Source organism: Bacillus sp. BF2-3 (assembly GCF_008368795.1).
Taxonomy (GTDB): Bacteria; Bacillota; Bacilli; order Bacillales; family Bacillaceae_G; genus Bacillus_A; species Bacillus_A cereus.
On sequence record NZ_QOSA01000009.1, the window covers coordinates 13,614 to 34,351 of the forward strand.

Consider the following 20,738-nt stretch of genomic DNA (forward strand, 5'->3'; position numbering starts at 1 on the left):
GGACAAACCTGCCGGGAAGCCCCCTGCAGGTTTGTTTTAATTTCTGTACATTAAATATCGTTCATACCACATATCTACGAAATCTGGTGCAAATGGACCTTTTCTTTGATGAATCCACTGTGTTAAATGTGCTACATTTCGTTTTAAAATTGTATCAATAACAGGTGGATACTGCATAATTTCACTATGTTTTTCATACTCATCTTCATCTAGAAGCGTATATGTCATATCTGGATATACTTTAATATCTAAATCATAATCAATATACTTTAATGCTTCAGGATCATACGCAAAAGGTGAGCTTAAATTACAATAATAATATACGCCATCTTCCCTAAGCATCCCAATCACATTAAACCAATAGTTGGCATGAAAATAGCAAATTGCTGGTTCACGAGTAATCCATGTTCGGCCATCCGATTCTGTAACTACTGTACGATCATTCGCTCCGATTACAAGACTCTGTGTCCCTTTTAAAATTGTTGTTTCTTCCCACATTCTATGAATGGAGCCATTATGTTTATAACTATGTATTTGTACTTTTTCTCCTTCTTTGGGAAATCCCATATATGCTCCCTTCTTTCAACTGCAAATGCCCTTTGAACGGCATTCACTTTTTTTCTATTATAACTTTTTTGTCGAAATTTTAAAACTAAAGGGATAAGACTCTATTTTTCAAACTGAATATGTAGGAGGTTTATCGTTGAATACTATGCCCCACCGCTTCTTAGGAGATAAAAGGATTGTACTGTATTATTTATAAGCGAGGACATGTAATAGAAAAAGCCCTTCTCTATTTCCATACAAAGAAGGACTTTTCACCTGAAGATAACAATATATCTTACCCTAAATTTGAAATCATTTTTTCAGTTGCAAAAGATTGAATTACACTATTCGTTTGTTCTTCAAATTTCTCATGTAACATCTTCAACGCTACTTCTGTTCTATATATTTCCTGACGGATAAAATGCAGTTCTTTTTTATCGCACGTATCTTTTTCATTCATTTCGATTTGTTGATACTTCTCTAGATGTGCTTGTAACTTTAACAACTCATCCATCGTTTCTAATTGCTCCCCTACCAACTTATCAAAATCGTTCATTACTTACCCCCTTTTGGACTTATTCATCAGTTATTATTCCTAATTACATAATTCTAATTGTTAACTTCCTTCTCCTTTGACTACATTTGTTGACTTATTAGAAGTTATGTCGTTCGCTTTCTTTTCATTACAACGATCCACGCAAAAAGAAAACACTTCTCCCGAATTAGAGAAGTGTTTTTCTTTCATTACTGATTTGAGCTAGAAGATTGTGATTGTTTTGCAGCTGACTTAGCATTTTGTTTTTTCACAGAATGCACGTCTGTTTCAGTTGCAAATTCTGTACCATAACTAGCGTTTGCACTTTGTGCACCAGAAGCTTGTGCTTTCTTTGCTTCTGATTGTGCGTTTGCTTGTTTTACAGCTTGTACATCTGTTTCAGTTGAAAACTCTGTACCATAACTAGCATTTGTACTTTGAATGCTAGCACCAGAAGTTGCTTTGTTATAACCTTGTTGTTTTTTACTCATCTTTCTCACCTCCACAATCAATAATGTAACCAATTCACTTAGAAGCTATCCGTAATTTTCTTTTTTAAAATTTCCGCATATAACTTTTGTTACTCATTCAAACTATAGAAAATGGAGGTGTAAATATGTATATAGGACGCGATATGACTGAACTAACGATGATTTCAAAAAATGAATGGAAAGAAGATGAATTAGCTTATTTTCATCACTCACTACAACAGGTTCTGCCTTATTTAAATGTAGAAGGGCAAAGTATTTACAAAGAAATTGTAGTAGAAATCGAATCAAGAGGCGGCTTACAAGAAAGTGAAGCTAGTTGGACTCATGGGACAAAAATTTCTTACGATTAAAAAAGTGTTCCCTAGATTGGGAACACTTTTTTATTTATTGCATTGTAATTTTCTCCACACAATTTTCATAAATAGTACGGTGTGATTTTGAGAAAGGTAATTGCTCAAATACCTCTTTTGATACAAATTTTAATGTATCTGTATCAACAATATTACCTGTTACTTTTCCGTAAAATACAAATATATCCCAAGTACGATGTGTAAACGTATGTTGTACATTCATTGCGTATTCATCAATAGAAACCTCGAGCTCAAATTTTTCTTTCATATAATCTATAAGCTGTTCCTTCTGATTTCGAATACTTTCTCCAAGTTCCACATTCGGAAACTCCCACATGTTAGCTAACAAACCTGTACTTGGACGTTTATTAATAACGTAACGACCGTCTTCAGTTTGAAGTACACCTGCAACAATAGGTACCATTTTAGGAGCTTTCGCTTTACTTTTTACTGGTAATTCTTTTTGAACACCTTCAGCATACCCTCTGCAATGTTCACGTACAGGACAAAGTAAGCATGCTGGATTTTTCGGAATACAAATTAGTGCACCTAATTCCATCAAACCTTGATTAAAATAAGATGGATTTTCAATCGAAATAATTTCACGCACAATCTCTTCAAAAACTTTTCGAGTCTTTGGTTTTGCAATATCATCCCATACTGATAAAATACGAGATAATACACGCATAACATTTCCATCAACTGCCGGCTCTGGTATACCATATGCGATACTTAAAATAGCACCTTTTGTATATGGTCCGACTCCTTTTAACTTTTCAATTTTCTTTACATCACTTGGTACAACTCCGCCGTATACTTCTTTTACCTCTTTTACTGCCGCATGTAAATTACGTGCTCTAGAATAATATCCTAAACCTTCCCATGCTTTTAATACTTCTTCATCATCTGCGTTCGCTAACGCTTCAAGTGTAGGAAACTTCCCCATAAAATTTGCGTAATATGGTTTTACAGCTTCTACTCTTGTTTGCTGTAACATAATTTCAGAAACCCAAACGCGGTATGGATCTTTATTCTTTCTCCACGGTAAGTCGCGCTGTTCTTCTTCAAACCAACCAATTAAATCATTTTGAAACTGCTCTATATTAAAATTGTTTAGTATTTCAAGTGTCAAACTTGATCCCCCTCATTTTTTTGCATATAAGTACTATTATAAAGATTTTAGGAAAAAATTTAAGTAAGATGATACAGGAAATAGAAGGCAAAGGACTTGAGGTATCGAATAAAAAGAGTTACATTAATAAAAAACGGAGGTGGATTTCTATGGACACAGCCACTCACCTTGTTATGGGTATCACTTTAGGTAGCTTAGCAACATTAGATCCAGCTATAGCACAAAGTGATATTGGCCCCCAAGCTGTTATGCTTGCTACAATTGCTGGTTCCAACATTCCTGACATTGACACAGTTCTAAAATTGCGTAATAACGCTAAATATATAAGAAATCATCGTGGGATTACTCATTCTATTCCCGCGGTAATTCTTTGGTCATTCCTTATAAGTGGCATCTCTTTCGCCTTCTTTTCAGAAGCTCCATATCTTCATCTACTACTTTGGTCATTTATTGCCGTCTTTCTTCACGTCTTTGTAGATATTTTCAACGCCTATGGTACACAAGCATTACGACCTTTCACAAAAAAATGGGTCGCACTTGGCATAATTAATACATTCGATACCGTAATTTTCTTTATCCATATACTTGCAATTGCTTGCATGCTCGTCGGTTCTCATAAGGGATATACAGCTTTAGCGGCATATATATTAATGATTGTTTACTATATCGGACGGATTATGATGCACAGAAATATAAGAAGCGTTGTACACAAACGTTTCAAAAATGTCGAAAAGATTATCATTTCTCCTTCTTACCGATTTTATCATTACCATTTAGCAGTCGTTACGGCTGATTATTACTACGTTGCGAGATGGCACCGTGGTAACATCATGATATATGACAAGTTCGATCGGGTACCGTTCCCAGACAATAATATTATGCGAGCAGCTAAACAAGATGAAAACATCTCAGCCTTCCTATCTTTCTCTCCTGTATATCGCTGGGATATTTTTGATCATGACCATTATTATGAAGTACGATTCATTGATTTACGATATCGAAGTAAAGATTATTATCCATTTGTTGCAATCGTTCAGCTCGACCACAATTTAAATATTATTAGTTCCTATACAGGATGGATCTTTAGTGAAGAAAAGCTTCGAAAAAAACTGGAATTACTTCCACATTAAAAAAAGCGACTTAAGTCGCTTTTTTTAATGTTTCAAATGATCTTCTTGATTAATTAAATGACTATACTTCGGATTATTTGTCCGCATTTCATGAAGGCGTACACCATGATTATTAATCCATGATCGTACCACTTGTTCCGTCATTTCATCGCCTTGATAACGACCTGATTTTGCATAAGTTGTTTGAAAATCTTCCCATAGTAACTCAACCCACGCACGAGCTTGTGCGTAAGAAAGCTTGTCATTCTTGTCTAATAATTCTTTCGTTAATGTTTCATAAATATCATTCATATTATAATCTCCTTTTACCTATTTATCCCTTCATTTCTAAAGGATAGTTTCTTCAATTTTGCACATTCTATAATTGATACTTCTTAAAAAGGTATCAACCGATAATGAGGAGGGCGTTCGCAATGGGTAAACAAGCCGAATTTTGGTCTGAGTCAAAAAACAACAGCAAAATCGACGGTCAACCGAAAGCGAAATCACGCTTCGCTTCGAAACGACCTAACGGCACAATTAACACGCACCCACAAGAACGTATGCGTGCTGCAAATCAGCAGGAAGAGTAGTACAAATTAAATTAACTTCCTACACGAGGTGATAAAGATGAGCTACCGTGATCGCTTAGATAGTCGTTCTGAATTATTTAACCATACGTGGACTCGTCCAAAACATGCGAAAGCGCAAGTTAACGGACAGACGCAACAAACCCAGTCTCTCATTATATTGGCAAATGAATGTAAAAAACGCCAATTTTAGAATCTCCTATCTCCTTTAACGCCTACCAAAGATGAAAACCAGAGAGATATGTGCTCTCTGGTTTTTATTTTTCTTGCAATAAGGAAATTGGTATGCCAATCTCTTCATTATCATTTTGCTTATATCCCCAAGCAAATACCCCATTGAAATACGTAATTTTAAATAATACACCAGGTTCTTCTACTAATTCATATTTTTCACCAATATGGAACTTGTTTATATCCGTCATATAAGCACGAGCCATTGCCATTTTTCTCATTAATACATCAAATTCATTGACAATCCCAAGCTGCTCAGCTTTTACTGCTTGCTCCTTCAAAGCGCCAATTTCTTCCCTTAGCTCATGCGGTGTCATTTCACTGTAGCGTTTTGGCATATTCATCTTATTCTCCTCATTCCTCTTCGCGTTTCATTTGCAAAAATATCTCGATTTCATCAATAGAGAATCCTTTTCGATATAACGCTTGTTTCATCTTGTTTTCAAATGTCCATCCATCATGCTTCTTATATTTCTCATAATATTTATTCCCATGATAGTGTAACGCTTCTTGTTGCTTTTCGTCATCTTTTTCGTCTTTCAATTCTTCCAAACAAATTTGAATTACTTCTCTAGAATATCCTTTTCGAACAAGCATCTCATCTAACTTTAGTTTCATTTGTAAAAAAGAATGTTTTTGATAAGATTTTTTCTTCTTCTCTATGAGAAACAAGGCATTCTCAATTTGCTTTTCCTTCGGATATTCTTGTAAACTATGTGTAATAATTAAATCCTGAACACCTTTATTTAATAACTCTCTTTTAATAACAGTTGGACCTTTTCGATTCACATTACTTTGCGTTCGCATATATAAAACAGCATACTCTTTATCATTAATATATCGGTCATGTAATAATTTCGAAACGACTTCAGAGATGATGGCCTGTCCCACTTCTTTTTTTCGTAAAAAATCTTCTATTTCTTGTTTTGTTCTCATTTGATAGGATAAATAGGAGATTGCTTGTAAATATGCTTTTTGTACTTCTTCATTGTACAAAATATTCCCTAACTCGATTTCATCAATTTCTAAGCCCTTTTGTAATCCATGTTTTATTAAGATTACTTGATCCACACTAAATCCGTACTCTTCGCCTTGACCTTTATCAATATAAATATTAAATCGTTCTTTCGATCGTTTTTGTACTTCTATTTTTGTAATGACAGCCATACTCTCACCTCTCTATTATTTTAACATAGTCGAGGAACATTTTTTCTTTTCAAGAATATATATAATGAGGAGGAAATACTTGTGAAAATCGCAATTTCTGGTGGTACAGGCTTTATCGGTAAATCCCTTTCTACTTTTTTTATTCAAAAAGGATATACTGTTTACATTCTCACACGAAAAAAAACTACTGAAACTTCCGACCCTAACCTTCAGTATGTTCAATGGACACCAGATTTACAAACCTTCCCCCTCTCTTCTATTGATGTAGTTATTAATCTAGCCGGAGAGTCTATTAATAGTAGATGGACAAAGCAACAAAAGAAAGCCATTTTAAACAGTAGAATTCAAACAACAAAAGGACTCATTAAACAATTGCAGGGACTCCATACAAAGCCACACACATTTATTAACGCAAGTGCTATTGGATACTACGGAACATCTGAAATAGAGTCTTTTACAGAACAGCATGAGACTCCTGGAAATGACTTTTTAGCAAATACAGTATATTCATGGGAACAAGAAGCATCTAAAGCACGTTCTCTCGGAATACGAACAATCTACGCAAGATTTGGAGTCGTATTAGGTGCAAATGGAGGAGCTCTTCCAAAAATGCTACTTCCCTATCAATTCTATATCGGCGGCACCATTGGTTCTGGGAAACAATGGTTATCATGGATTCATATAGACGATGTCGTTCGTATGATGGATTTCATCATACACAAAAAAGAAATTGATGGTCCTCTTAATATGACAGCACCAACACCCATAAGAATGAAGGAATTTGGAGAAAACATTGCAACTATAATGAACAAGCCTCATTGGTTGCCTGTACCTTCATTTATCATTCAAACTTTATTAGGTGAAATGAGCATACTTGTACTAGAAGGGCAACGTGTATTACCCATTAAGGCAATTGAACATGGATACCAATACACATTTCCGGCAATAGACCATGCATTACAAAATATACTTTCGCATACAATGTAGTACTTCTAAAACACAATTTTACATGGGCTCTTTCAAAACTTTCATTTTCTAGGATCCGAAGCATTACCATACAAATAACCTTTCAGTTACTTTCCCTTAACTTCCATTAGCATTATAAAGTAACAGAAATGAGGTACCTATGAAAATATTGCTCAAACAAGCCATTGTATACCCTATTACATCTCAAAAGTTTCAAGGCGATGTACTCGTTACAGGAGAGCGAATTACCGAGGTCAAACCTTTTATTCAACCTACTCAAGATATGACCGTTATAGATGCACGAGCACTCCATCTCTTACCTGGCTTTATTGATGTCCATACTCACCTTGGTCTCTATGATGAAGGCACTGGTTGGGCTGGAAATGATGCCAATGAAACATCTGAAGTTTCAACACCACATATTCGTTCTTTAGATGGAATCCACCCTTTGGATATCGCCTTTCAAGACGCTGTACAAAACGGAATTACAACCGTTCACGTTATGCCTGGCAGTCAAAATATTATCGGGGGGACTACTTGTGTAATAAAAACAGCTGGAACTTGTATTGATCATATGATTATTCAAGAACCTGCTGGTTTAAAGATTGCCTTTGGAGAAAATCCTAAAAAAGTCCATAGTAATGGAACAAAAGAATCCATTACACGTATGGGGATTATGGGGTTACTTCGGGAATCATTCTATGAAGCACAACACTACGGGCACGAAGCTGATTTTCGAATGCTTCCTATTTTAAAAGCATTACGTCGTGAAATACCCGTACGTATCCACGCTCACCGAGCAGATGATATTAGTTCTGCGCTACGCTTTGCAACGGAATTCAACCTCGATCTACGTATTGAACATTGTACAGAAGGACACTTTCTTGTTGAAGAGCTTTCGAAACATAATTTGAAGGTTTCAGTTGGTCCCACTCTGACACGTCGTTCTAAAATCGAACTAAAAAACAAGACATGGGATACTTACCATATATTATCTAAAAATGGTGTGGAAGTTTCTATAACAACAGATCATCCTTATACACCCATTCAATATTTAAATATTTGTGCCGCTGTCGCAGTAAGAGAAGGATTAGACGAGAAAACAGCACTAGAAGGAATCACCATATTCCCAGCGCGAAATTTGCGTTTAGAGGATAGAATTGGAAGCATCGAGGTTGGAAAAGACGCCGATCTCGTGTTATGGACTCATCATCCTTTCCATTATTTAGCCAAGCCTGTACTAACTATGATTGATGGAAAAATAATTTACAAAAAAAATAAAAAAAACTAGTTTATTTTTTTGACTAGATAAAGTATTATACGATTATAAACTGAATGAAACCATAATCAATTTGTGTCGTGATTATCATTTTCAAATTGATGAATGGGGAAGGCAAATGGTGCGCCACCAGCGTTAGAAACTGGTTCTAGTGGGTTCGATTCCCACCCCGAAATTTTTTAAAGATTGATATAAAAATTTCGAGGGTGGGGTGTTTTTTCGTCATGCTACCCTCGTGTGAGGAGGAGTTAGTATGTTGAAAAAACGCGACTTACACGACAGCCACGTTCTATACGAGTTAATGGTGGATCCAGCTGTCTTCCCTTTTGTGCGTCAAAAGGCTTATTCTTATGAAGAATATTTATTCTTAACAAAACAAACGATTGAAGCTGAAGAGCGTGGTGAATTAATTTCACGCACAATTTTAGATGAATGGGGTAACCCTATCGGAACAATTACTTTATTTGATGTGCAAGAAAAAGCTGGATTTCTCGGGACATGGCTTGGCAAACCATATCATGGAAAAGGCTATAATAAATTGGCAAAAGATTCATTTTTTAGTGAACTTTTCTATGAATTAGATATTGAAACAATTTTCATGCGTATTCGTAAAATAAATATTCGTTCTATTAAAGCTGCAGAAAAACTGCAATATGTGAATCTAGCAAACGAAACAAGAAAAGCCGTATATGATGAAATTAACGCAAACGAAGAAGTATATAACTTATATGAAATTCCAAAAGATCAATACACACTTGCTACAATGCGAGATACAACCTTCCAAGATGCTCATCAATTAAAAGAAGCATAATCTAAATTTTCTGAAATGATAATCAATCATTAACATTTTCCATATGCGTATATCCCCTCATGTCTTTGGAAACGATAAATAGTAACTTTAAGACACGAGGTGATTTGTAATGGATAAAAAGAAACGTGATAAAGCAAAAAACACATTATCTAGTACACAAGAAGTTCTCTATCAACGCGAATTTCAAAAAGCAGATCGTGCAGCAGGATATCGCTCGAAAAGCATTTAAAGTGAAAATGAATAATTAGAAGTTTCCCCCCTAATTATTCATTTTCATTACATAATTTTCTCGATTGATAGAAGTAAGCAAAAAAGCCCCTTATACATAATGGGCTTTTTTTGCTGTGGACAACTTTATCCACAAAACCAACAGAATTGTTAGTAATTTTCAAAAACATTTAATATTTTTCTATATTAAAGCATATATCAGCTGTTTTAATTGTGGATATTTTTCTAAAAATTGTGGACAATGTGGATATAGTTGTTAATATTCCGACTTTACTGTTTAATGAAAGCGCAATCCTTTTGTGGATAACTGGCTGAATTTTCTTTGAAAATAATAAAGAACCCTCTTTACATATACAAAGAGGGTTTCATATTAAGTAAAAGATTGTGCAAGAGCAGGTGATTTAATAGGTATATGACGCGGTTCTGCATGATTTTCTGCCAAAATTGCATCTACAATATGACCAGCTGGCTCTGGAAGATAGATGCTTTTCATTGCTTCTTTCATTTGAAGAAGCTTCACATCATCTTGTAATAATGCCTCTGTTTTTGCAAAAACCTCACTATCATCGCGAATGACAACTGCTGCTCCCTTTCTTTCAAAGTACATCGCATTTTCATTTTCTTGTCCTGGAACAGGCTTATATAAAATGACAGGTACTTGCAACGCTGCTGCTTCACTTAATGTTATTCCGCCTGGCTTCGTAATCATACAAGAAGTAACACGGAATAATTCATCAATATTTTCAACATACCCAAACACTTTTAATACATCGGAATTTTGCTTCTGTAAACTTAATAAATCCTGTTTTAAAGCTTCATTTTTCCCACAAACGACAACTACTTGTAAATTAGGCACTGACATAAATGATTGGCATAGTTCTTTTACATTTCCTAATACCCCATGAGCACCTGCTACAATTAGTAAAATCTTTTTATTCTTACATAACTGATATTTAGTATATATGATTTCTGGATTTACCTTTAACTCAAAACTACTCCGAATTGGAATTCCTGTTTCAACAATTTGTTCCGCAGGTACACCGATATCAACCATCAATTCTTTCACATGATCCGTTGCAACAAAATAACGATCTACTTCTCGATGAATCCATATTTTGTGCACGCAAAAATCCGTTAATACGTTATAGACAGGAATTGAAATACCTGTTTGTTTCTTCAATTCTGGTACAGCGATAATTGGAAATGTATTAATTACAATATCTGGTTTCTCCACCTGTAATAGTGTTTTCAAACGTTTTCTTCCAAAGTTCGCATACCAAGATGCTATTTTCTTATCATAAATTTTTTCTACCCCGTAATAAAACAAACGATATAATTCTTTTCCTATTGTATAACTTTTTAAATATAGATATTTTGTAATGTCAGTTATAAATGGATGTGATTCTCCAAACAAGTCGCATACAATAACATCTTCAATTCCTTTTTGGCGAAATGTTTGTTCTAATGTTTTTGCTACTTGCACATGACCATTACCGTAATGTGCAGTTAATATTAAAACCTTGGGGTTTTTTATCAAACAAATCCACTCCTAGCTTTTTGTTTCTCCATATTGCATATACGACAATAGGAAAAACATTTTCCTTAAAAATTACATAAACAGATTCTAATAATTCCCTTTCAGCTATGTACCTGTCGTGGATATGCAAAGCATATAAGATTGACCCCTTAATCCTATCTGTGCTCATATCTTTACATTATACTTTCCTATAAGAGCTTTCGCAATAACTTACAAATGTTCTCTATTCCATGATACTCACTCTTTTACTTCTTAATTCTTTTTACTATTTTGATTTCCCTTTACAATTATGTAAATTTCTCCATTTATTCCGTACAAAATTATGGATATTCTACTTTCAGTATACTCTTTTATCAATATATACTCTAGATTTTATTGTAAAGAAAGCAAAAAGCCTAATCCAATATTTGGATTAGACCGCTTGTAAAATATATTTAGCATGTTCTACATTTTTCTCAGTAGGTGGTTCTACATTTGCGAGTGGATACTTGTGTCCAAGCGCCTCCCATTTATATACACCAAGCTTATGATATGGTAACACTTCAACTTTTTGAACATTAGACAGACTTTGAATAAAGCTAGATAGTTTTTGTAGATCCTCTTCATTATCCGTAACACCAGGAACTAATACGTGTCGTACCCAAATCGGTTTATTCTTATCCGATAAATAACGAGCAAATTGTAAAATATGTTCATTTGATTTCCCTGTTAATTTACGATGCTTTTTGGAATCGATATGTTTCAGATCCAATAAAACTAAATCTGTATAATCCATTAAAATATCTAGCTTATTTTGGAATTCTGGTTCCTCAGAATAACAACCACCAGAAGAGTCGATTGTTGTATGGATACCAGCCGCTTTACACTTTTTAAACAACTCAATTAAAAAGTCTAGCTGTAATAATGGCTCTCCACCGCTAACTGTTATACCGCCTCCGGAAGCTTCAATAAATGGAAGGTAACATGTCACATCCTGCATCACTTCTTCAACTGTTATTTCTTTACCTTTACCGATTTCCCACGTATCAGCATTATGACAATATTGACAACGTAATAAACACCCTTGTGTAAATATGACATAACGAATCCCCGGGCCATCAACAGTACCACAAGACTCTACAGAATGTATTCTTCCTTTTACCATGTTACTTCCTCCTTTATTGAAACAGCCTCCCTTCGCTATATATTAAGAGCGAAGGGAAACCTTTTTCATTTACATGCTTTCATGCATTGTACGGTTAATTACATCAATTTGTTGTTCACGAGTTAATTTAATAAAGTTTACAGCATAACCAGATACACGAATTGTTAATTGTGGATACTTCTCAGGATGTTCCATTGCATCCATTAATGTTTCACGGTTAAATACGTTAATATTTAAGTGGTGCCCTTCTTTTACTGCATAGCCATCAAGCATTGATACTAAGTTACGTACTTGTACATCATCTTCTTTACCAAGTGCTTTCGGAATAATAGAGAATGTATTAGAAATACCATCTTGTGCATCTTCATATGGTAATTTAGCCACAGATAATAATGAAGCTAATGCACCTTTTGTATCGCGTCCATGCATTGGGTTCGCACCTGGTGCAAATGGTTCTCCAGTACGGCGGCCATCTGGAGTATTACCAGTTTTCTTACCGTAAACAACGTTAGATGTGATTGTTAAGATTGACATTGTATGAACAGAGTTTCTGTATGTTTTATGTTTACGAAGTTTATTCATAAATGTTTTTACAAGATTTACAGCAATCTCATCTACACGATCATCATTGTTACCGTATTTAGGGAAATCTCCTTCAATCTCGAAGTCAACTGCAATACCATTTTCATCACGAATTGGTTTTACTTTTGCGTACTTAATTGCACTTAATGAATCTGCTACTACAGATAGACCAGCGATACCTGTTGCCATTGTACGAAGAACGTTTGTATCATGAAGTGCCATTTCAATACGTTCATAGCTATATTTATCATGCATGTAATGGATAACATTTAATGTGTTTAAATATAGACCCGCTAACCATTCCATTGTCATATCAAACTTATGCATAACTTCTTCATAATTTAATACTTCAGAAGTAATTGGTGCGTACTCAGGACCAACTTGTGCTTTTGACTTTTCATCTTTACCACCGTTAATCGCATATAATAATGCTTTCGCTAAGTTTGCACGAGCTCCGAAGAACTGCATTTGTTTACCGATTCTCATTGCAGATACGCAACATGCAATACCGTAATCATCGCCGTATTCAGGACGCATAATGTCATCATTTTCATATTGAATTGCTGATGTTTTAATAGACATTTTCGCACAGTAGTTTTTAAAGTTCTCTGGTAATTGTTTAGACCAAAGAACAGTTAAGTTTGGTTCTGGAGCTGGTCCTAAATTATCTAATGTATGCAAGAAACGGAATGAGTTCTTTGTTACTAATGGACGACCATCTAATGCCATACCACCGATAGATTCAGTTACCCAAGTTGGGTCACCAGAGAATAATTCATTATAATCAGGTGTTCTTGCGAATTTCACAAGACGTAATTTCATAATGAAGTGATCTACAATTTCTTGTACTTCTTCTTCTGTTAAAGTACCATTTGCTAAATCTCTTTCAATGTAAATATCTAAGAATGTAGAAGTACGTCCAAGACTCATTGCAGCTCCGTTTTGCTCTTTAATCGCTGCAAGGTATGCGAAGTATAACCATTGGAATGCTTCTTGTGCATTTGTTGCTGGCTTAGAAATATCGAAGCCATGAGAAGCAGCCATTTCTTTTAACTCTTGAAGTGCACGCATTTGCTCAGATAACTCTTCGCGTAAACGCATTGTATCTTCGCTCATTACACCACCAGTTAAATTCAAATCAGCTTTTTTCGCTTCAATTAAATGATCAATACCATATAACGCTACTCGGCGATAGTCACCGATAATACGTCCACGTCCGTATGCATCTGGAAGACCAGTAATAACACCTGATTTACGTGCATTTCTCATTTCTGGTGTGTATGCATCAAATACACCTTGGTTATGAGTTTTTCTCCACTCTCTAAAAATACGACTAAGTTCTTTATCCATTTCGTATCCATAAGATTCACAAGCTTGTTCTGCCATACGAATACCACCATATGGTTGTAAAGAACGTTTAAATGGTTTATCAGTTTGGAAACCGACTACTTTTTCAATATCTTTATTTAAGTATCCTGGGTCATGTGATGTAATAGAAGAAACAATTTTTGTATCCATATCAAGAACGCCACCGTTTTCACGTTCTTTCGTTGTTAAATCCATTACTTGATCCCAAAGTTGTTTCGTTGCTTCAGTTGCTTCTGCTAAGAAAGATTCGTCCCCTTCGAAAACGTTTACATTATTTAAAATGAAATCGCGAACATCAATCTCTGCTTTCCATTTTTCACCTTTAAAGTTTTCCCATGCGTTTTTAACATTTTCTAATACTTGAGTCATCCTAATCTCCTCCATTTTTGATTAGTACAGGACTAAGATTTTTTATATAACAGCTTACACACTTAGAATACTACTTTTTTACGAAAGTGAACGAAATAGTTGTGACATGTTTGTGAAATGTTGAGCAAAATACTATATATATAGTGTTAACTTCATTTAAAAGTCTTTAAAATTAACCCTTTCCTTAATTGTATTTTTTTGGTATCCTTATATACGAGTCCTATTTTGTAATATAAGAACAATACCCATTGTAGAGCTGTAATACTCTTATCTCCTAATCTGTTATAGTTTTTATAACAGAACAAAAAAGTGTACACATGTTGTACACTTTTTTTGTTACTTCTATAAAACATCTCTTTTTCTATTGCCATCATAGAATCCGCCACGATTGTCTGTTAATGCAATTATTTGATCTAGTCCTTCTATATGATCACCTATAATTCGAAGTACAGCTGGTGGATGACCTATTTTAGCAAAATGTTCACTGGGACGAATACGGTTCATCTTATCGACCTCAACACGACTTACACATGCAACTTCAAATCCTGAAAGAATAGCTTTCACTTGGGCTACACACGGCGCCAGTAAAGATCTATACCCAATTTCTTTCAAACACTTACGGCTAAACGCATTCGGTACAGCGATAAGAGAGCCTACGCCTAGATCTTTTCTATCACAAGCTAAATTTAATGCATATTTAAATGCAGTTACAAGATGAAGCGGTACTCTTAAATCTAAATAATGATTCAGATCATTTAATGCAACATCTGTTCCATCTGCAATAGCTTTCGCAAAAGGATATAGCTCACTCGCTGGAATAACAAAATCGCCATCTATAAATAACACAATTTCTCCTTTTGCAAAATACGTTCCAAGTGAGCGCCCCACATCATTTCCGAGTGCTTCTTTATATACAATTGTCGTTGCCCCTTTGTCTTTTGCAATTTTTTTCGTTTTATCTGACGAACCATTTACGACAACGATAATTTCGAAGGGTTCAATTTTGCGAAGCTCTTCTATAACGTTTCCAATTGTTTTCTCTTCATCTTGTACGGGAATAACAACCGATAGTTGCTTTCCTTTATAGAAATCAGATGTAACACCCCACCCTTGATAAAACTCTTCAAAACTTAAAGTATGATAGACACTATCCCTTTTCCTATTTCCATCATAATATCCTCCGCGCTCATCACTGCTTAATATCCGTTCTGCTACTGCTTCTATATGATCACCTATCATTCTTTTTTCAGATTGGGAAAGATTTGTCCCATATGCAGCATGCTGGAATGGACGAAATTTATTCGGCGTAATAACGTCAATAGCACAATGACGACTAATTCTCCATTTACTTTGAACTAGGCGTAAATGAGCCACAATAGGATTAACAAAACATTCATATCCGATGCTTTGAACGACTTCTTTCGTCAGCGCATGAGGTACATCTAATAAAGAATTCATTTTTAATTCTTCACGCTCTAACATTGCATTTAATATTTGGCGCCATACTGTAATAGAAGTGGTTTTTTTCCTTTTTAAAAATAATGCATCCAAATTATTTAAAACTACATCTGCCTGATCGTATAAAATCGGATTAAGGAATAATTTTAATTTTGAAGTTGGAATAGCAAAATCACCATCTATAAATAGTAATACATCACCTATCGCATGTTTTGCGCCGACTGCACGTCCAACATCGTTCCCTAGTAGCTCTGTATGCTTGATTACTTTACACCCTAAACGATCTGCAACATCTTCTGTTCCATCATTACAACCGTTTGCTACTACAATGATTTCTACTGGATTTAATGGTCTTACCGATTGAATAACGTCTGAAATCGTATCGACCTCATTACATGCAGGAATAATAACAGATAATGACTTAGCCATTGTTTTGTTCAAGAAACCACTTAATTGTTTCCTTCAATCCGTTTTCCCACGTTACTTTCGCCTGAAATTGAACAAGCTCTTTTAATTTTGTTACATCTGGTCTTCTATTTGGAATTTCTTCAAAACCATGAGGATATACTTCTTCAAAAGGCACTTGGACAATCTTCGAAGAAGAATTCGTTAATTTTTTAATTACTCCTGCTACTTCTTTTATGCTCTTTTCATTCTCAGAACCTATATTAATAATCTCACCATTTACCTTCTCATCCATTGCCCGAATCGTTGCCTCTACCGCATCACTTACATACGTAAAACAACGTGTCTGCTTTCCATCTCCATATACGAGAATGTCTTCTCCTTGCAGTGCCGCGCGGATAAATCGCGGGATTACTCCTGCATATGGACCATCTTTCGCTCTTGGACCATAAATATTAAAGTATCGAACAATCGTTACTGGTAAACCTTCTAATGCGTACCCTAAACATAATGTCTCTTCCAACGTTTTACAAACTGCATAACTCCAACGAATTTTAGAAGTTGCCCCGTACAATCGATCTCCCTCTTCAGAGAAAGGCGGCTTGGCCTTACCATATACTTCTGAAGTAGAAGCAAAAACTACTTTCTTCTTTCCTTTTAACGCTGCTTGTAAAACATTTCTTGTCCCATCAAAATTCGTTTCTATGAGCTCTATACTTTTTTCCATTGTTGTTTTCACACCTAAAATTGCTGCTAAATGAAACACGACATCATGCTGATCTACTAATTCATAAATAGAATTTTTATCTAAAACACTTATTGGAATAACACGGATTTCTTTCATTAACTCTTTATGGTACTTATTTTTACCTTTATAAAAGTTATCCACAACAGTGACCTCATAACCTCTTCTCATCAACTCTTCAGCTAAATGCGACCCGATAAATCCGGCCCCACCTGTAATTAAACATTTCTTACTCATTTACTCACCTTCTTTACAATCCCGCGTGTATCTATTACTCGATCCATTCCTTTAAAAAGCTTCCAATCAATATTAGAATGATCCGTTAAAATTAAAATACAATCCGCTTTTTTAACTTTTTCTTCATCTAAAGAAACAGATTGGTACACCTTATCTCCAATTTCTGCGGAAGAAATATAAGGATCATGATATTCTATCTCGTATCCTTGATTTCTTAATAATTGAATAATCGGTAACGCTGGTGATTCTCTCAAATCATTTACATCTTTTTTATACGCAATCCCTACAATTAACACCGTTGCAGGTAATTGCACCACACTTTTTACTTTCCGGACCATTTTCTCTGGCATTTCTTCATTAATTATATGTGCAGCCTCAATTAATTGACTAATTGCCCCATTCTTTTTTATTCTCCATTGAAAATATAAAGGGTCTACGGGAATACAATGTCCCCCTATCCCTGGCCCTGGCCAATACGGAGTAAACCCAAATGGTTTTGTAGATGCCGCTTCAATGGCCTCATAAAAATCAATGCCTAAACTTTCACATAGTGTGTTTAGTTCATTTACTAAAGAAATGTTAACTAAGCGCTGAATATTTTCAAATAGCTTGCACATCTCTGCTACTTTCGGAGAGCTAACAGGTACAACTTCGTCAAAAATGGTACTATATAAATCCTGTACCTTTTGTTTACACTTTTCTGTTTGTCCACTAATAACTTTTGGAATAGCTTGAACTGAATATTGACTATTTGCTGGATCAATTCTCTCAGGGGAATATCCGATATAGAAATCTTCCCCTACCTTTTTACCATTTTGAGAAATAATAGGTAGGATGACTTCTTCAAGTGTGCCTGGATATGTGGAGCTTTCAAAAATGAAGGTTTGTCCTTTTTGAAGGTTTTGTTGTATATAATGCGAAGCTGAAATGAGGGCACTTAAGTCTGGTTCTCTTTGTTCATTAATTGGAGTCGGGACAGTGACAATAACATAATCACTATTTTGAAAATCAGCAATGCCTTGATCCGGTGTATTTACTGTTAATTTTTTTTTCGTCAATAAACTTTGTAACTCTTTAGAAGAAACATCCGGAATATAACTTTCTCCTTTTATAATTGAGTCTATTTTTCTAATATCTTTATCTAATCCAAGTACTGTATGCCCTCTTTCTGCAAAATGTACCGCTAAAGGAAGGCCAACATACCCTAGCCCAATAATAGCTACTTTACTACTATTCATTTGTATTCTCTTCTTCCCTTCTCAATTGTTGAATTACATCTCTATCTCTATCTCCATCTGTAAAACCACCACGTTCGTCCGTACATTGTAATAAATACGCAACCGCTTCAAGTTGATCACCGAAAATACGATCAAATGCTGAAATACGCCCATTTACAAATTCGTGTTGCTCTGGACGTACGCGATTTGTTTTTATAACATCTACTAACTCTACTGTTGTAATAGAGAATCCTTCTAAAATAGCTTTCACTTGTGCTAATGGCGGAATGATAAGTGAATCATATCCTATTTTCTCTATTACCTTCTTATGAATGGCATGTGGTACAGCAGTTAGTGAGTTATTCCATAAATCTGGTCGTTTCGCTATCAAATTCACAAAGTATTTTCCCATACTAATTGGATCTGCTGGATGAAACATATCTAATAAGCATTGTAAATCATTTAACACCACGTCATTTCCATCTTCAACAGCATGTAAAAATAGAGTGAGTTTTTTTGCTGGAATAACAAGATCACTATCAACGAATAAACAAATATCTGCCGTAGCATGCATGGCACCTATTGCTCGTGCTACATTATGTCCAAGCGCCTTCGTAAATTCAACAACAATAACATTCTCTAGCTTTGCCTGTTTAACAGTCTCAACATCTGCTCCATTCGCGACAACTATAATTTCATCTACACCTGCTTCTTTCACTTCTTTTATAACAGACCTTATGGTTATTTTCTCTTCTGATACTGGGATAATGGCACTATATTTCGCTTTATTCTTTTGTAATAAAACTGGTTTATACTTTCCTACAAACTCTCTATCTCTATTGTTCTCTGAAAAACCACCGCGTTTACCATATGTTTCGATTACGTATTGTAAAGCTCGCAAATGATCACCCATAATACGACTAGTCGCTTTCGGATAAGGAGAGCCAGGTGATGTACCAGTATGCACAGGTCGAACTTTATTTGTGTAGATGACATCAACTGAAGCCATATCAGAAATATCTACTCCTCTAGACATCGCCATCGCTTGAAATAATGCTGGATCTGCTAAATTCCACCACCCCAGTTTTTCAATCACTTTACGACTTATCGCATGTGGTATTGCAATTAAAGATCCTACAACAAACTCTTTCTTGTTCAAATAACGATTTAACATATATTTTCCAACCGTCGTATAATGCGGTCTCATCTTCAAGTAAACGGACCATGTTAAATTATTTAAAACAATCTCATGCCCTTGTCGTATTCCTTTAATAAAATTGTATAATTCTTCACTTTTCATGACGATATCACCATCTAAAAACAAAACAATCTCACCTTTTGCTTCTCTAGCACCAATTGCCCGTCCCACATCATTACCAAGAGAATCTCTATAATAAATCACACGGCAATTATGCTGTAATGCTATTTCCTTCGTCCCATCTGTAGATCCATTATCTACTATGATAACTTCATATGGTTCGAGCTTTCTTACCTCTACTAAAACTTTTGATAAAGTACTTGCTTCATTATGCACTGGAATAACAACTGACACTCTCATACTTGTATCACTCTTACCCTTCCAAGCGAACATAAGCAATAATAGGAATACGCACAACTACATCTTCTGGTGGTCCATAAGAAGGAGAAGTACGAACAATTACTGCCCCATCCGTCACAGATAAAAGAACGCCTGCAATGATTTCTACAGCTGTCACAACTTGCACTAGTTCGCCAACATGGTTACGTAATTCATCAGTAAATAACATATATAAGTCTCCTTTCTTACGCTTCTTTAATTGATATAATACTTATAAATGGTAATAAAACCTCTGTTCCTATTCCTTCTTGCAATGTTAAGAAGTCATCACCAACTGCTACAATAACACCTGTTAATTGTCCAACTGTCACCGTAATTTCTACGTTTTTACCTAAATACCGCTTTGCAATTTCTTTAAAAGGTGATGTATTGCATTCTTTTAAAATGTTACAAATAATAGATTGAAATCTACTTGATTCAATAACTTCTTCCGTAGCTTGCTTAGAGTTTCTTTGAATAAATCTCGCGAAGTTTTGTGAAAATAAAAGTCTTTCCACAGCAGGCAATAACTTATTATCTAAAAAATAATCTAATTGTCTATTAAACAATCTTGATAATTTATGCCAATATTTTCTGAACAGACACATACACTTCTCCTCCTATTATTTTTAGATTATAAAATTTTACATCCATACATCTTAATG

The 20,738-nt window shown here is 35.0% G+C and carries 25 protein-coding genes; 8 read left to right on the top strand and 17 right to left on the bottom strand.

Features of this window, described 5'->3' with window-relative positions; translation table 11 throughout:
• Nucleotides 1–36 precede the first annotated feature (36 nt).
• The 3 genes from ntdP to DN401_RS08725 form a co-directional block, all read right to left on the bottom strand.
• Nucleotides 37–567: a nucleoside tri-diphosphate phosphatase gene (ntdP, locus tag DN401_RS08715; protein ID WP_000506622.1), complete on the bottom strand. Its 531-nt coding sequence runs from the start codon at nt 565–567 to the stop codon at nt 37–39.
• 274 nt (nt 568–841) lie between these two features.
• Complete coding sequence (locus DN401_RS08720; protein WP_000997575.1) at nt 842–1,102, bottom strand: YgaB family protein; 261 nt, start codon at nt 1,100–1,102, stop codon at nt 842–844.
• 188 nt (nt 1,103–1,290) lie between these two features.
• Nucleotides 1,291–1,572, bottom strand: a complete 282-nt coding sequence (locus DN401_RS08725; RefSeq protein WP_000039046.1) for a gamma-type small acid-soluble spore protein — start codon at nt 1,570–1,572, stop codon at nt 1,291–1,293.
• A 125-nt stretch (nt 1,573–1,697) separates the two neighbouring features.
• Between DN401_RS08725 and DN401_RS08730 the strand changes: the two genes are divergently transcribed.
• Nucleotides 1,698–1,922 (top strand): hypothetical protein, encoded by a 225-nt coding sequence (locus DN401_RS08730; protein WP_000275438.1) that lies wholly within the window; start codon nt 1,698–1,700, stop codon nt 1,920–1,922.
• A gap of 34 nt (nt 1,923–1,956) precedes the next feature.
• Here the strand turns inward: DN401_RS08730 and mutY are convergent, their stop codons facing one another.
• Complete coding sequence (gene mutY, locus DN401_RS08735) at nt 1,957–3,054, bottom strand: A/G-specific adenine glycosylase (protein WP_000171391.1); 1,098 nt, start codon at nt 3,052–3,054, stop codon at nt 1,957–1,959.
• 149 nt (nt 3,055–3,203) lie between these two features.
• Here mutY and DN401_RS08740 point away from each other — a divergent pair, with 149 nt between their 5' ends.
• A complete protein-coding gene (locus DN401_RS08740; RefSeq protein WP_000379112.1) occupies nt 3,204–4,184 on the top strand; it encodes a metal-dependent hydrolase in 981 nt (326 codons plus the stop codon).
• A gap of 24 nt (nt 4,185–4,208) precedes the next feature.
• Here DN401_RS08740 and DN401_RS08745 read toward each other — a convergent pair whose 3' ends face one another.
• Nucleotides 4,209–4,475 (bottom strand): YfhJ family protein, encoded by a 267-nt coding sequence (locus DN401_RS08745; RefSeq protein ID WP_000998166.1) that lies wholly within the window; start codon nt 4,473–4,475, stop codon nt 4,209–4,211.
• Nucleotides 4,476–4,597: 122 nt separating this feature from the next.
• On the opposite strand from DN401_RS08745, the gene DN401_RS08750 reads away from it, so the two are divergent.
• Nucleotides 4,598–4,756 carry a small, acid-soluble spore protein K gene (locus DN401_RS08750; RefSeq protein WP_000517891.1) on the top strand — a complete coding sequence of 53 codons (159 nt, stop codon included), beginning with the start codon at nt 4,598–4,600 and terminating at the stop codon, nt 4,754–4,756.
• A gap of 37 nt (nt 4,757–4,793) precedes the next feature.
• Nucleotides 4,794–4,946 carry a YpzG family protein gene (locus DN401_RS08755; protein WP_000122093.1) on the top strand — a complete coding sequence of 51 codons (153 nt, stop codon included), beginning with the start codon at nt 4,794–4,796 and terminating at the stop codon, nt 4,944–4,946.
• A gap of 64 nt (nt 4,947–5,010) precedes the next feature.
• Here the strand turns inward: DN401_RS08755 and DN401_RS08760 are convergent, their stop codons facing one another.
• Nucleotides 5,011–5,328 carry a YfhH family protein gene (locus DN401_RS08760; protein WP_001057018.1) on the bottom strand — a complete coding sequence of 106 codons (318 nt, stop codon included), beginning with the start codon at nt 5,326–5,328 and terminating at the stop codon, nt 5,011–5,013.
• Between the two features lie 10 nt (nt 5,329–5,338).
• Nucleotides 5,339–6,151, bottom strand: coding sequence for a recombination regulator RecX (gene recX / locus DN401_RS08765; protein WP_000268501.1), 813 nt, complete (start codon nt 6,149–6,151; stop codon nt 5,339–5,341).
• 81 nt (nt 6,152–6,232) lie between these two features.
• Here recX and DN401_RS08770 point away from each other — a divergent pair, with 81 nt between their 5' ends.
• From DN401_RS08770 to DN401_RS08785, 4 genes are all read left to right on the top strand, one after another.
• Complete coding sequence (locus DN401_RS08770) at nt 6,233–7,138, top strand: TIGR01777 family oxidoreductase (RefSeq protein ID WP_000684382.1); 906 nt, start codon at nt 6,233–6,235, stop codon at nt 7,136–7,138.
• Nucleotides 7,139–7,277: 139 nt separating this feature from the next.
• Complete coding sequence (locus tag DN401_RS08775) at nt 7,278–8,408, top strand: amidohydrolase (protein WP_000698319.1); 1,131 nt, start codon at nt 7,278–7,280, stop codon at nt 8,406–8,408.
• A gap of 241 nt (nt 8,409–8,649) precedes the next feature.
• Nucleotides 8,650–9,207 carry a GNAT family N-acetyltransferase gene (locus DN401_RS08780; protein WP_000914737.1) on the top strand — a complete coding sequence of 186 codons (558 nt, stop codon included), beginning with the start codon at nt 8,650–8,652 and terminating at the stop codon, nt 9,205–9,207.
• Between the two features lie 109 nt (nt 9,208–9,316).
• On the top strand, nt 9,317–9,436 hold the full coding sequence (locus DN401_RS08785; RefSeq protein WP_000358482.1) for a YfhE family protein: 120 nt from the start codon (nt 9,317–9,319) through the stop codon (nt 9,434–9,436).
• A gap of 369 nt (nt 9,437–9,805) precedes the next feature.
• Here DN401_RS08785 and DN401_RS08790 read toward each other — a convergent pair whose 3' ends face one another.
• From DN401_RS08790 to DN401_RS08835, 10 genes are all read right to left on the bottom strand, one after another.
• The gene (locus tag DN401_RS08790; protein WP_000594693.1) at nt 9,806–10,972 is read right to left on the bottom strand and encodes a diglucosyl diacylglycerol synthase; all 1,167 of its coding nucleotides are present in this window, start codon (nt 10,970–10,972) and stop codon (nt 9,806–9,808) included.
• A 412-nt stretch (nt 10,973–11,384) separates the two neighbouring features.
• Nucleotides 11,385–12,116, bottom strand: a complete 732-nt coding sequence (gene pflA / locus DN401_RS08795) for a pyruvate formate-lyase-activating protein (RefSeq protein WP_000238459.1) — start codon at nt 12,114–12,116, stop codon at nt 11,385–11,387.
• Between the two features lie 69 nt (nt 12,117–12,185).
• Nucleotides 12,186–14,435, bottom strand: a complete 2,250-nt coding sequence (gene pflB, locus DN401_RS08800) for a formate C-acetyltransferase (protein ID WP_000195471.1) — start codon at nt 14,433–14,435, stop codon at nt 12,186–12,188.
• Between the two features lie 152 nt (nt 14,436–14,587).
• Nucleotides 14,588–14,809, bottom strand: a complete 222-nt coding sequence (locus tag DN401_RS08805) for a hypothetical protein (RefSeq protein ID WP_002094217.1) — start codon at nt 14,807–14,809, stop codon at nt 14,588–14,590.
• Nucleotides 14,778–16,322 (bottom strand): glycosyltransferase family 2 protein, encoded by a 1,545-nt coding sequence (locus tag DN401_RS08810; RefSeq protein ID WP_002204874.1) that lies wholly within the window; start codon nt 16,320–16,322, stop codon nt 14,778–14,780. The genes DN401_RS08805 and DN401_RS08810 overlap by 32 nt, the downstream gene beginning before the upstream one ends.
• Nucleotides 16,315–17,280, bottom strand: coding sequence for an NAD-dependent epimerase/dehydratase family protein (locus DN401_RS08815; RefSeq protein ID WP_000037021.1), 966 nt, complete (start codon nt 17,278–17,280; stop codon nt 16,315–16,317). The genes DN401_RS08810 and DN401_RS08815 overlap by 8 nt, the downstream gene beginning before the upstream one ends.
• Nucleotides 17,277–18,518 (bottom strand): nucleotide sugar dehydrogenase, encoded by a 1,242-nt coding sequence (locus DN401_RS08820; protein WP_001088925.1) that lies wholly within the window; start codon nt 18,516–18,518, stop codon nt 17,277–17,279. The genes DN401_RS08815 and DN401_RS08820 overlap by 4 nt, the downstream gene beginning before the upstream one ends.
• Nucleotides 18,511–20,055, bottom strand: coding sequence for a glycosyltransferase family 2 protein (locus tag DN401_RS08825; RefSeq protein WP_001266466.1), 1,545 nt, complete (start codon nt 20,053–20,055; stop codon nt 18,511–18,513). The genes DN401_RS08820 and DN401_RS08825 overlap by 8 nt, the downstream gene beginning before the upstream one ends.
• Nucleotides 20,056–20,068: 13 nt before the next feature.
• Nucleotides 20,069–20,263, bottom strand: a complete 195-nt coding sequence (locus DN401_RS08830; RefSeq protein WP_000899469.1) for an LSm family protein — start codon at nt 20,261–20,263, stop codon at nt 20,069–20,071.
• Between the two features lie 16 nt (nt 20,264–20,279).
• Nucleotides 20,280–20,681 (bottom strand): LSm family protein, encoded by a 402-nt coding sequence (locus tag DN401_RS08835; RefSeq protein WP_000335533.1) that lies wholly within the window; start codon nt 20,679–20,681, stop codon nt 20,280–20,282.
• Nucleotides 20,682–20,738 lie beyond the last annotated feature (57 nt).